We start from the raw sequence: 13,283 nt of genomic DNA on the forward strand, positions 1-13,283 counted from the left end.
TGTATTTGTCGGGAGTTTCTTCCGGCGGTGCCGGTCTGTTTCAAATGCTCGGGGACAATGTCGATCGGTTCGCGGCCGTGGTTTCTGTCGCCGCGACGTCGTACGGCGATACCAACGCAACCGTTGATGTATTGCGGGAAAAGAAACTACCGATTTGGTTGTTTTACAACGGAGGCGACAATCCGGGCGTCGTCAAGCAAAACCGATCGCTAAACGCGGCGTTGCATTCCGCGGGCTGTGACTACCGAGTCACCGAGTACGACCGACCGGGGCATGATACTTGGAACTACGCCTATCGCGACCCCGCGATGTATCGCTGGCTGCTCACCAAATCACGACCGATCAATCAAGCAACGCTAACCTATCAGCCCATCAATTCCCCTGCAGCTTTAGAACCTATCCAAAGATCTGGCTCCCCTCGCCCCGCTTCGGGGAGAGGGGCTGGGGGTGAGGGGCTTTCTGCCACACCCTTAGTAGAAGGCGAGACAACAAGTCCCCAGTCACAGGCCCCATCGTCCAACGCAATGGCGACTAACCTAAAATTGAGTTTCAAAGAACGCCAGGACTTCGATTTGGTCTTCGAAGCCACATTGGCTGAACCGGTTTATCTCATCTTGGACTCCGGTGGTTTGAGCGAACCAGTATCGTCACATCGCCTTTGCGTCGCTCGCCCCGACCAGATCGTTCCGCGAACAACCGCTCAGGACGAACCTCTCGACCTCACAGGCAGCTTTGCGATCCGAGCTGGGCAATGGAACACGGTCAGCGTCTCTCGTAGCGGTGAAGCAGTCACCGCATCGGTCAACGGCTGGCCCATCTGGAGCCTGCCCGATGGAGCGGCAGAATTCACACAACTGAGTATTCAGCATGCGCGTTCCGGCCAGATGGATGTTTCTGAAGAACCGCAATCAACAGCCGCTTTTCGACGTTTGCGATATCGAATGGACAGTGCGAAGTCCGAACCCGTGATCGTCGAGGCAATTACTCCGTCGGAGATCGAAGCCACCGCTATGCGAACCAACCGCGAGAGGATCAAGCCATCAACCATCGAGCTACTGCAAGCCCGCTCCCAGCAAGCCATTGGCGAGCATATTACCTGGAGCAGACAGAGTGCAAGCGAGTTTGTCCGAAGCTTCGCAGATAGCGATTTCGAACGCCGCGTCGAAGTCGCCACAGATCAAACCTACTTTGCTTCACAACGCATTGACGACGATCCGGCGCGAATGAACTTAGCGTTTGCGCGCGGCGATGAAGCCTCGGTCGTCCAGTTCCGGCCATACATGCTCAATATGCCAGAAGCACCATCCGATTTTGCGACAGCGATCGCCAATGGCTTCGCTAATCGTCAACCTCGGCAGCGGAACGTCAAAACCTTCCAACGCTGGATCAAAGCAAATGAGTCAATCGATTTCCTAGACTGCGGCGACCATGGGCTTTCAAAAGCCGTTCGTCGCTCCAATCTTCTCGACGATCCCGCTTCGTGGGCAAGGCTTTCACCAGAGTTTGATCCAACAGACCAAATCGACTCCCTGCACCAATCCGCAGCGTTGTTGTCTCTCGGACGCATCGACATCGAACCATTCGATGTCGACATCACCAACCTGCAACAAGTTGCGTCAGATCAATTCGTCGCCGGTCACAAGTGCGAAGTATTCGAGGAGGTCCATCCCGATGACGATCGATACATCCGGCGATTTTGGATTGACTTGGACGCAGGCGGGCTGATCCGCTGCTACTACGGAAAAGTTATCACTGCGGACGAGTCCATCGAGTTCGAATACGGCCGCCCGCTCCCACCGATGTTCGGTGACGTGTGCATCGAAATCAATTACGACGAGAGCAATAATCCGGCAGGCTGGACAATCGTCAACGGCCAATCGAAGGAGGCACCGATACGATTTGTCGACGTTGCGTCCGCTCAAACAGACGGTGAAACTCCAGCAAATTCAACGGATAGTTCGGAACAGTGTTTTAACGAACCCGATGTGTGGGTCGTCGATAAGGTTGAAAAGCAGCAGTACGTCACGATGGACTCCGGAGAGAGGCAGCGCATCAGGTCAGCATTCGTGCCGTCAGTTAGGCATCTTACCCAGACTGGATCAAACTACCCTTTTTCAACGACTTCAGTTGCTCGCATAGCCGCATGCTTAGCCGGGTTGGTCATGATGGGCATCGGGTTCAGACGTTATCGAACCCCAACAACAACATAACGAAGTTCACGTACCAGGTTTCATTCACCGATCGCGATCGAACCCTAACCAAAGTCGTGGCTGTGTTGGTGCGGCGTAGGCATCGCGAACCTGCTGAGCCGAAAAGATGCGAATTGAGTACCCAGCCCAGCCGACCGGTTCTTGGCTTCGCAGGTAAGCCATAGGGCGGTTGTCAATGAAGTAACGCCGCCCATCGCGGTCGCGAACGGGCCAGGGAAATTCGTAAAGCAGATTAACGCTGACCGCGTAAAGTCCGTCGGGCACCAATTGTTCGTTTGAGTCGTCACGGCGGAACGGCCAGGGCTCGATGTCTTCGATTCCCAAATCAAACGGGTTGTAGTAGTTGTAAAACGCAAGATGAACTGGCGTTTTTAGCGAGTGGCCCTCATCTTGAATCCACTCTTCGAGGAACAGTAGATCCTGCCCCCAATCGATGTTGCTGTTGAGCAAGTGCGATGGCCCGTTTTTCGGACCACCCGCCAGTTCATTGAAGTGCGAAATACTATGGGGATAGACCGCTAAGCTGCTGGCAGTCGTCCAGCTAAGTAGGCAAATCGAAATGAAGCCTATCGCAGTAGACCGCCAACGACGATGGCTGATTGATACCAGCACGGTTCGTCGTCGCCAGATTGCCGAGGCCGTCTCCCAAAGCGAAACGACGTGGCGTGACAGACCGCCGATCCAAATGAAAACGAACGGGACGCATGGTAGAATGTATCGGCTATGGTGGCTGAACCCGAACTTTGAGCTGGCTACCACGAAGATGATCACCGCCGGAGCCAGCAAGATAAGCAAATCCCGCCGGTCGGCTCGCGGACCACAACCGAACAACGAGCCCATCAAAGCCATCAGAATCAGACCGAGCGTCCCCAGCGGAGCCTTCACCAAGATCGCGTATGCGTAGTAGTACCACCAACCTTTTGCCTGATATTCACCACGCAAGTATGATGGCCGACTGAAATTTTCAAAATCTCGCTGCTGCACATCAATGCCGATGACGTAATTGGCTGGAAGAGGAACCGGCACTTCGCCGAGCCAGGTATCGGCAAACCGGTTGCCGCCGATACCGACGTTATCATCGTCGCCGGTAAGCATGTCGCTGACGAATCGGAAGTCTTTCAACTGGGCAAAGCTACCTTCGCCCAAGTAGCCGAGGTTGAGAACGTACAGCCCGATCAACATGCGCAGAATCAACATCCCGGGTTCATCACGCCATCGACGGAACGTCATCGACGGTCGTTCACTCCACCGATACGCGATCCACAGTATCGGCCAAAGCGGATAGAACAGGATCATCGTCGTCTTCGATAACTCGGCCAAGCCAAGCACGAAACCTGTCAGGATGGCCTGCCGCCAAGAAGGTGTTGTCAACCACCGCCAAAACGTATAGCAAGCAGAAAGCCCAAGCGACGTCGCGTGTGCATCCGGTGCAATCATACAGGCATGTCCCAGCACTACCGGCGAGAAACACCAAAGCGTCGCCGCCATCAGTCCGGCCAGATCGCCAAAAAGATCTTTCGCCCAAGCGAAGCAAACCCAGGCACCCAACAGGCTGAACGGGATGAGCGACCAACGAGCCAGGCGGAAATAGAGCAGCGAACGGCTCCCATTGGCTTTAACGAAATCTTCGGCCAGGCCGAATACCGGTCGACCGCCCACATGCTCCTGGTTAACCAACCAATCCTCTTCGTAGCCCTGAAACGTAGCGGGAACCGAGGCCACCAAGCGAATTAGTGGCGGATTGACACGGTACAGCGAAAAATCCCCGGTCTTCCAGTGGTGCGACCCGGCGACTAAGTGACCAGGCTCATTCAGCGTTGGACTTTGCCACCACCCGCTGTACGCCAACAGCATGGTGTGTGCCCCGAGCAGCAATGCAAGGCAAATTTTCAAGTTTCGAAGGGAGAAGTGTTTTCGATTCAATCAGACTTCTCAAACGCGCAGGAGAGCGAACCGTCAACAACCTGCTAAACGGTGATAAAGATGAGACTTCTGATCTTCGCCTAGACGTTTAGGTTAGTCTACCCTATCTGGATGAAGTCGAAACATTGACATTCTGCATCAAAGAGGTTCGTGGGGCGCCTCCCATTTGTCCCAACATGCGTAAGACTACTTTGAATTACATCAGAGTTGAAAGCATAACGATATAGATGTGACCGAAATCGCCAGCGATAAAGATCCCGAGCTAACACAGAAAGCGGCGCGTCGCCGCTTCAACACCGAGCACCAACACTGTATCGCCCTAGAGGCCGAAAGGCAGGCGGCTTTCGCGAGTCGATGACTGTCACCTTTCCCTCTGGGACTACGCCAAAAAGCGAAAAAACTTCCAAAGTGGATGCTTAAATCACGAGGCGAAGGACGCCATCAGGCTACGTTTCCATCCATCGGTCGATTTCCGATTCCCGCTGAACCAGCTCAACTGGGGCCGTTTGCTCAGCTCGAGCGCGGACAAGCAGAACCTGAGGTCCATTTCCGAACATCGCTCGAAGACTAAAGTCACAGGCGTTCCAGTGCCTTGTCAATCCTCAATAGAGCCTTTGCCTTACCCAACTCCACCCCCTCGTGGCTGACCAGCGAAATATAAAAAGAAACTGGCTTAGATTTGACGTCAGATATTTTGAAAGCTAACCTCCAAGTCTCAGAGACTAGAGCATCTCCGTTAAGACCTTGACTTCGAATTGACTCCAATTTCATTAGGTGAACACTCTCGTCAGAAATATTAATGCTAAACTCCCCAATCGCAAGCTTCGAAACCGATGTAACCTTGGCATCTAACGAGAAAGTCCCGCATTGCCCTGTTTCGTCAAACACGATCTCGTCAATAACATCTGGCGAAACTGAGATTGGCGCAACGAGCACCAAAGAGGACTTCAAGACAATATTCGACCTTTCAGAATCCTGCAGCACGACACTGACCGAACGAACCGTAGGGCGATCGACTGCAGGCAACAGCATTGTAATTTTCCGCTGCTCAGCAGGAGTTACAACAACTGCGTCACCTTTCGATAGCTTCTGTTGATCAGCATAAACTGACGCGCAGCTGCAGCTCATTCCCATATACTTGAGCTTTCGAGCAGGGCAGCCTGCATCCCGCAGTGTCAACGGAAAAGTAAAGCAGGTTTCCGAGAGGGTTGAATCGGGTTGAAGCAATCTGTAAATCGTAACAGCCCGGTCTTCAGTCCCAATCAAAGGATCGCATTCTCGCGAACCCCGGATGGGGAAGGCCAGCGTCACGAAAGTAGCGAATACAACAAAAACAATACAGAAAAGCCAGCGATGCCATGCCGGCCCAGCAATCTTATTCACTTCTCTTGCGACCCAGAAAAAGGAAAGCGGCTAAGAGAGCAGCTCCAACTCCAGCGGACAAAGGGAGGAATAATCTTCTGGCCGCGGGTCTTTCAATAACATTTACTGTAGGCTCAGCCATTCGATCAGCCTGCTTGATAACATCGGAATCGCCACGGCTGGCAACATACACCTTAGGTCTTGAGAGGCTTTCCCTGCTGTCTACGACAACCGCCCCCTCATCAACCGGAACCGAAAATGACTCCGGTTCAATAAGTCCATCAATAACCGAGGAGCTAATCAAATTCACCGTTAGCATGGTTAACACATCCTTGCGAAAATCAGCCTTTACAAATAACTGGGGCAGAGGCGACTCTCGGCTATCGTCCACTAGGTTCTCTTGGAAGATCAACCGGCGAAAAAACGGAACTGAACCTTCGTCACCTTCATCCGAACGAACCGTGGCTCTGTAGCTAGCCACGAGTGCAGTATCTCGCTCAATCGAAACCACGGCTTCAGAAACGGTGCCACCCACCACTTCCCTTAAGTCCCCTACGATATACGAACTGGATGACGTGTTTTCTCGGATTTTAATAAGCCGGGAATTACGTTGCGAAAGAACGAAAGACAAGTCACTTATTTTCAGGGATCGCAGACCAAGACCTCCGCTTGGGTACAAAGCTATCTGGGAATTACTGCTTTCTGGACTCTTAAGGTCAGTCGAAAGGATATCAGTGTCGCCAGTTCTGAGTGAACTAAGACTACCTGAGTCATGCTTGTCAACCACCTTCACGCTTGCTCCCCTTAGAAGCAGCCTAGTCGATGACATCGTGCTTTCGTTTGGCGCCAGGTCCTTGTCAAGCGATCGCAGAAACTCGTCCCTCTCGTCCGCAACCATAAGGTTTTTCGCAGCCAAAAGGGCCTCGAATTCAGAAGGGGAAACTGGCTCCGTGGGAGAACGAGAATACCGGAGCAGTAAAACATCAGCAGTCGCAGGCAAGACTCTCCAGTTGGACCAAGTTTGCTCGATTCCCACGGGGGCCTCCGCGCAAGCAGACGGTCCAACAAATAGAATCGCCGATAGGACCACCCCGAGCGGAATCGTGACCCGCCCAGGAGGCTCGAATCTTGAGCAAACGTTTTTAGATGAGAAAGCGTGCATACCTACGAAAGAACTCCGGGACTGCATTTGAAGTGCCAATGCAACCGCTAGGCAGGCTGTGCCAAGCAAGCTGTAAAGCATGGACTAGAATCGAGGACTGAAGGCTTTTTATCCATACACACCCACTGGTAATGCAGTCAACGCCATTAACTTTTACATGCAGAAACAAGTTGTGCACCTCCTGTAACCCTGCGTAGGGGCATGGACCGCATTCCACTTCGTCCTGATGGCTTTACAAAGAAATCAGCGCAACAAAGGCTTTTGACTCCGCTTGGAAACCGCTTGACGCTACGCCCAGTTCGATCGTACGGCAGCCTTGAACCGTTTCGACACGCGTCCTAGGCGGTACTGGAAGATAATAAACACATTCGCACCCGCCGTCCCCGTCTCCGTAACATGTTTCGATTCCTGTAATGATGGTTAAATTCTCTTCAATCGGTTCCCCTTCGTCATCGGTCGTCGAACAGGAGTTATTATACACCGAGTCAACACATGTACCTTCGTCAAAATTTTGGTCGACAAAATCCCCGCAGTGTTCATCTGCGCCGGGCGCCATTCCACAATCTTGCAAAATAGGATTGAACCAACATTCACCCGCGGGGTCAGGGCCTGTAGGATAGGTCTTCGGGGGCTCGCATCTTTGTGGTGACTCTTGTGCGGAAATCGCCGCTTTCCACAATACAGCGGCGCATATTCCCAGGGCCAAGCACAGAACCTTTGATTTTTTCGAGTGCGACATAATTTTTTACTGTAAGAGCAACTAAAACCTATAGAAGACCGAACCGATTGGATGCTCCCACTTTCGCACCCAAATGCCCAAACGACATCTTTAGCAAGAGCAATCCTGAAGGAGGGCCGCTTCTGGAATCGCTGCTGCTACGGCAGTCTATTGCACGAGGTGCAGTTCGGTCAACCGCTGGGAATTCTCGCTGAGGTGTGGGGCGTGCCAAAACGCTGATTATTGGCTTGAAGGGCTTTGTTCCGGTGCCTCCGAAGAAAACCGATGTCACAAGCCAGCAACACGCAGTTTGGGGCAATCGACTAAATCGCTCCGGTGAGTTCGACGTGTCGGTCGCCCTGTCCGGTGCCTGCGAGAACGTTCAATCAAGTTCGCGACACGCGTTGTCTTCCTGCGACACGCGTTCGTGCGGGTTCGTTGTCATCGCGATAGTTGCAAATATACGGTAACCTTGGCGGACGGCAGATCCTGAAATAAACGTTCAGAACATGGGCAGGTTTCAAAGCAATGCTTTTCGATGCGGGGCGGATCTGCCTAAGCGTTCTTCTGATGCTGACTGCTGCGTTGAAAATGCTTGGTGCGTCAGCGGTTCTGGGGTCGGGCGGTTTGCTCGCATCGCCGGTGCGGCTTTCGCTTGCGGTTGGGTTTGAGGTGTTCGCCGCAGTATTGATCGCGATGGCACCGCCACGCTTTGCCCATCGTTTTGCTTTGCTGGTGTTTTCCGCGCTTGCTTGCATCGCTGCGTGGGCGTGGTTGACTCAAGCCGACTGCGGCTGTTTCGGGGCACGAACACCGAAGGGTGTGCCTTTGATCGTCGACCTGGCGGTAGTTGGGCTGCTGCTTTGCAGTCGCGGGCTGGGACAGCATCAACTTCGCGAAGGCTTTAATCTTCTGCGACGCCACTTGTTTATGCCGGCTGGCATTGCAGTTACCGCTGGTTTGCTCGCCGCTGGTGGGACGATGTGGCAGATTGAGCGGATCAGTAGCCCTAACGAAATTCCGACGTGGTTTGGCGATAACCTGATCGGGATGTGGTTTCCGCTACTCTGTGACGAGAAATTTGCCGAAGCCATGCCTGCGACGGGCGATGCATTAGTTGTGATGCTAAGGCCAGATTGTGAGCATTGCCGCGAGGTGGCGGCAGAGTGGGAATCTCGGAACGCAGGCCAACGCGATGCATTGAGCGTGATCGGTATTTCCGTAGCGGAGGGCCGATGGACCGTCATGCCGAACGAGGTTTCGCCGATGCCGATTGGTGCGGGCGATGAATTTGTGATCACTTGGGAGGACACCGAAGAACCCTTCATCGCCGCACCGACTTTTATTGCTGTGCGGGACCGAATTGTCGTCGGCGTTGCGACCGGTAAGGATGCGTCCGAATTGATTGAAACAAACGACTGGATCCGAAAGTTGTTTGGTGCTGCCGATGAATAGCGACGCCGATGCAATTAGTGCGACTTGCGAGGCCAGCGATGGACGCAGAAGATTGTTCCTAAAACTGTTTCTGGTCTGGCTCGCTGCGGATGTTGTTCTTTGGTTCGCGCCCGGTCTGTGGGAATCCGGTCAGCAATCGCTGGCCGACTGGCGTATCGAGCAGAAGGCGTCCCGTTACGAAACGAAGGGCTTTGCTGCACCTGGACAAGCAAAGGCCACTCTGCCCTACCTGCTTTTCCGGCCCGATTTGCAAGCAGCCCAAAAAGCGCCGCTGATTATCGTGCTGCACGGGTCGGGGGAACGGGGCAACGATTGCCGTGCTCAATTGAGCACCTTGGGCACCTTCCTCGTCGAACCATCATTCCAGTCGTCGCAGCCTTGTTACGTGATCGCCCCGCAATGCCCTGAGAATCTAAATTGGCGATCGAGCGGTCCGCTCGATATTCAAAGTGCGGTGCTTGGGATCATCATGGAACTGGTCGAATCAGAAGCGGTCGACGAGTCTCGGATCTATCTGGTGGGATACTCGATGGGAGCCTACGGTTGTTGGCACTACCTAGCGGAGATGCCGGATCGATTCGCCGGCTGCATTGCCGTCGCCGGCGGTGGTGATCCGAGCGCGGCGGACGCGATCGCCCGCACTCCCGTCTGGGCTATCCACGGTGAAAACGATGGCGTCGTTCCTCCCGAGCAATCGCAGGAAATGGTCGACGCGGCCTTGGCCGCAAACGGAAAAGCTAAGTTGACCATTCTGGAGAACGTTGGCCACAACAGTTTTCAAGTTGTCAGGCAGCCTTCGAATAAGTACCTTGAATGGCTGTTCAAGCAGTGACAACCTGAGGGGAGGAAGAGTGAGTCATTACAAATGCCGGTCGCAGCTACGAGCCAAACACGCATTCACTCTTGTTGAACTATTGGTGGTGATAAGCATCATCGGTGTCTTAGTGGCGATCACCGTACCTGCGGTTCAATCCGCACGTGAGGCAATGCGCCGTTCAAGTTGCCAAAACAACCTGCGTCAACTCGCATTGGGCCTGCATAACTACCAGACCGCATTCAAGTCGCTGCCGCCTCCCGTCGTTATGACCCGAGAGATTCATCTCGTGCCAGTTTGCGGGTCCGCAACGATTTTACCTGCAGCAAATATTTGGCATGAAGCTGCCCAAGGAGACGGGCATCATGGGACAAGCTGGATCCTGGCGTTGCTGCCCCACGTTGAGCTAGCGTCTGCATACGAGAAGTGGGATTTTTCGACGAGTGTTGTGGGAAACGAATCGGTTGCTCGGCTGGACCTTCCAATTCTTTACTGCCCCTCGAGACGCAGTTCGGTAGACAATCCCACAATCATGTTCCGCGGTTGGCTTTCTGGCGGAAATGACTATGGTGCCTGCCTAGGCTCGACGAATGGTTACCACAACTGCGGCTCTCACGAACTCTGGCAGACGGACTACCAAGGACGAACCTTTTCTGAATTCAAAGGCATCTTCTACAAAATGAATCACGGAACGAAGTTCTCTGAGATCCTAGATGGTTTGTCCCAAACAGTAATGCTTGGAGAGCTTCAGCGTCTCGATGACGGAGATTACGAAACGACCAGTCACGATGGTTGGGCCACAGGCGGAGTCTCAACACACTTTTCTCTATGCGGTGACGGTTGCAGATCACCAAACAAGCCTCATTTCGAAACGCCAGGCAGCCATCATACTGGTGGTCTAAATATTGTGACCGCCGACGGTGCGGTTCGGTTCACTACAGATTCAATCGAGCTGGACTTGCTAGAGGCGATTGGAGGAATGGCCGACGCATCAACCCGGCAACTCGAATAGTATCGTTCGCTTGTAATTCGGCTTCAGATCTACAGGTGGGATCTAGATCACAAGCGGATTGCTAGCGAAGGCTGCAAGTTGTTGCGATCAAGCCTTTTTCTTTGGGACGAGTTTTTACCGCTGGTAGACGTCAGAACGTTTTCCATTTAACCGCCAAAGCCTTCTCCGATACAGATCGGAGGTCTGTGACTGGATCAAGATGCTCAGCAACCAACGTTAAGCTGTCGATCAGCTACCCTGGGCCGCGATCGCCTGCTGCAATAAAAATTTCGTGTTTTGGCTGAGATGAGCGTAGTTGTTGATCATCCGCGTGTCCTTGTGCCCCATCAAATGGGAAAGTGACACCGTATCCACGGATCGGATCAACGCATTCGTTGCGTAACTGTGCCGGGCGCCGTATGCGATTACTCGGAAACCAACTTTTCGGCTAATCCTCCTAAGCCTGCAAACCACGGCGTCTTTCGTCCACGCATTTCCGCGGCTATTCAGAAAAATCGGCCCTGTCGGATGAAGCTTGATTAACCTTTGAGCGATGTTTTTCGCCTCTGGTGCCATGAAAATGACGCGGGAATCGGCCTCACCTTTGGACTCGATCGGGGGAAAGATGACGAGGTCTTCGTGCACATGCCGGGCTTCCATGGTGCGTGCTTCTTTTGGGCGGCATCCTGTGCTCCATAGAAAATCGATCAAATCAATCAGCGGACCAGTCGCATGAGCTTTGATCTGGATCCACTGTTCGGCTGTGTAGACGATTTCTCGCCGCTTCATCTTCGGCTTCTTGATGCCGGCAATCGGATTAGACGAGAGGTGGCCTTCACGGACGGCCCAGTTCAACATTCGGCCGACGATCGAAATGGCATCGTGGCGGCTGCTGGAATTCCAACTGTCCTTGTTCGTCCACTGGGTCAAGTGAAACGGCTTGAGTCCCACCGGTTTGAGCCGCTTGCCAACACTGCCAATGAAGCTGGCAAGATAGTGCTTGTGCTTGTCGTAGGTGTTGGCTTTGCGGTTCGCTTGCACCCAGTCGAGATAGGCTTGGGACAGATCGTAGAGCGTGTCAGACGAAACCGTCAGGCACTCTTGATCGGCCATCATCTCGTAGAATTTCGTGAACGCGGCTTCACGGTCTTTACCGAGATTGAATTGCTTTCCGCCGGTGGAGAAGTACCAGGTTTTGGTTTGCTTGCGGAAGTAGGGTTTTGGTTTGCGTGGCATAGGTTCCCTCTGGAATCGTGCACTGATACGTGCATTCTCAGAGTGGAAGTGCCTAAAAGCAAGCAATTTCGATGGTTTCTCGATGCCGTGTGAAAGCAGCGCTCTAACCAACTGAGCTAATCGCCCGAAGGGCCTGATTCCGCTGCGAGTGGGACTCGCGGCGGAATCAGGGGCTTCGTGGCGGAAAGATTAACTTCCGCGCCGCGGTGTGACAAGAGTCGATTGCCGGATGGGGGATGGTTGGTGGGTGAGCGCGGGAATCTCCGCAGGATGACCGGTCCCTCGCTGACGCGGTCGGGTTGGGAGTGAACAATTGATTTGCCCTGGGGACACGAGGCGGGAGGTTGGGGATACACTGCTCGCCATGAACTTTTCGGATCCCTCTCGCTCGACTGAATCACCTCCCTCGGGGATGGCTGGTGGCCGCACGGATGATCGGTACGAGCTGGTTGATTTTGGTGCCGGGCGGAAATTGGAACGGGTTGCAGGTCGATTGATCGATCGACCTTCGCCCGCCGCGGAGGGTCACGCCAGCAGGCAACGAGCGCGGTGGAAGGTGGTGGCCAGCCGTTTCGACGAAAATGAAAAACGTTGGAATCATCGGGTGGAGTGGACACCGGGACGCAGCGTGGAGTGTGGCGGATTCCGGATGCCGGTCGCGCCGACTCCCGCTGGGCACATCGGCGTCTTCCCGGAACAACAGTCCAATTGGGATTGGCTGCGAACGCATGCGTTGCCAGAGATCTCGGCCGACGATCGCCCGAAGGCTCTGAATTTGTTCGCTTACACGGGGGCGTCCACGATGGCGCTGGTGTCGGCGGGCTTCGCGGTCGCTCATGTGGACGCGGCCAAACCGAACGTGCAATCGGCTCGCGACGCGGCCAAGGTGAATAGATGGGAGGATCCACCGATCCGGTTCTTGGTCGATGATGCGGTCAAGTTCACCGCTCGAGAAGTCCGCCGCGAAAATCGCTATCACACGATTGTGATGGACCCGCCGGCGTACGGGCACGGTCCCAGCGGCAAGGCGTGGCGATTGGCTCGCGATGTGTGGCCGTTGATCGACGACAGCCTGAAGTTGCTGGAACCGGATGCGTTTCGATTGCTGATCACGGGGCATTCGCCGGACGTGACTCAGGTCGATGTGCAGACGTACTTGGCGGAGAGAATTCCGAGCGTGGTCCGACCAGGAGGGACGCTCCAGTTCGAGACCGGGCGATTGCGGTTGCCAGATCAGGCAGGCCGGAAACTGGACGCGGGGTTCTTTGTTCGCGTTTGGAACGAACGCTAGTTGTGTCGGTGGCCGTGGGATGCCCTGCAGGGGGCCTGGTCCCTCGCTGACGCATTCGGGTTGGGATAGCATCAGCCAACACGGTGTACAAACGCTAGCGAAGTCGGTCGAGCGATCTTGC

At 54.2% G+C, this 13,283-nt stretch carries 9 protein-coding genes; 5 read left to right on the forward strand and 4 right to left on the reverse strand.

Annotation, left to right across the window (positions count from 1 at the left end; all coding sequences use genetic code 11):
• Positions 1 to 77: 77 nt before the first annotated feature.
• Positions 78 to 2,210 (forward strand): hypothetical protein, encoded by a 2,133-nt coding sequence (locus UH5x_RS24320; RefSeq protein WP_150122658.1) that lies wholly within the window; start codon positions 78 to 80, stop codon positions 2,208 to 2,210.
• A gap of 24 nt (positions 2,211 to 2,234) precedes the next feature.
• Here the strand turns inward: UH5x_RS24320 and UH5x_RS24325 are convergent, their stop codons facing one another.
• The 3 genes from UH5x_RS24325 to UH5x_RS24335 form a co-directional block, all read right to left on the reverse strand.
• Complete coding sequence (locus tag UH5x_RS24325; RefSeq protein WP_047816344.1) at positions 2,235 to 4,133, reverse strand: ArnT family glycosyltransferase; 1,899 nt, start codon at positions 4,131 to 4,133, stop codon at positions 2,235 to 2,237.
• A gap of 573 nt (positions 4,134 to 4,706) precedes the next feature.
• Positions 4,707 to 5,516 (reverse strand): hypothetical protein, encoded by an 810-nt coding sequence (locus UH5x_RS24330; protein WP_047816343.1) that lies wholly within the window; start codon positions 5,514 to 5,516, stop codon positions 4,707 to 4,709.
• Positions 5,509 to 6,495, reverse strand: a complete 987-nt coding sequence (locus UH5x_RS24335; RefSeq protein WP_160311476.1) for a hypothetical protein — start codon at positions 6,493 to 6,495, stop codon at positions 5,509 to 5,511. Before UH5x_RS24335 ends, UH5x_RS24330 begins: the two co-directional genes overlap by 8 nt.
• Before the next feature lie 1,408 nt (positions 6,496 to 7,903).
• Between UH5x_RS24335 and UH5x_RS24340 the strand changes: the two genes are divergently transcribed.
• Genes UH5x_RS24340 through UH5x_RS24350 form a run of 3 tightly spaced genes read left to right on the forward strand, consistent with a single transcriptional unit; the run spans position 7,904 to position 10,656 of the window.
• Positions 7,904 to 8,830, forward strand: coding sequence for a MauE/DoxX family redox-associated membrane protein (locus UH5x_RS24340; protein ID WP_150122656.1), 927 nt, complete (start codon positions 7,904 to 7,906; stop codon positions 8,828 to 8,830).
• Positions 8,814 to 9,662, forward strand: coding sequence for a carboxylesterase family protein (locus UH5x_RS24345; protein WP_053061259.1), 849 nt, complete (start codon positions 8,814 to 8,816; stop codon positions 9,660 to 9,662). The genes UH5x_RS24340 and UH5x_RS24345 overlap by 17 nt, the downstream gene beginning before the upstream one ends.
• Positions 9,663 to 9,681: 19 nt before the next feature.
• Positions 9,682 to 10,656, forward strand: coding sequence for a DUF1559 family PulG-like putative transporter (locus UH5x_RS24350; RefSeq protein WP_160311475.1), 975 nt, complete (start codon positions 9,682 to 9,684; stop codon positions 10,654 to 10,656).
• 228 nt (positions 10,657 to 10,884) lie between these two features.
• Here UH5x_RS24350 and UH5x_RS24355 read toward each other — a convergent pair whose 3' ends face one another.
• Entirely contained in the window at positions 10,885 to 11,982 is a 1,098-nt protein-coding gene (locus UH5x_RS24355) for a tyrosine-type recombinase/integrase (protein WP_236696539.1), read from the reverse strand.
• A gap of 253 nt (positions 11,983 to 12,235) precedes the next feature.
• Here UH5x_RS24355 and UH5x_RS24360 point away from each other — a divergent pair, with 253 nt between their 5' ends.
• Positions 12,236 to 13,162, forward strand: coding sequence for a class I SAM-dependent methyltransferase (locus UH5x_RS24360; protein WP_482633958.1), 927 nt, complete (start codon positions 12,236 to 12,238; stop codon positions 13,160 to 13,162).
• The last annotated feature ends 121 nt before the right edge of the window (positions 13,163 to 13,283 follow it).

It is taken from the genome of Rhodopirellula sp. UH5, from assembly GCF_056839225.1.

What these genes read in the sequence shown, in the direction of transcription:
- UH5x_RS24340 (WP_150122656.1), top strand. Translation starts at nt 7,904, where the DNA reads ATGCTTTTCGATGCGGGGCGGATCTGCCTAAGCGTTCTTCTGATGCTG.
- UH5x_RS24360 (WP_482633958.1), top strand. Translation starts at nt 12,236, where the DNA reads ATGAACTTTTCGGATCCCTCTCGCTCGACTGAATCACCTCCCTCGGGG.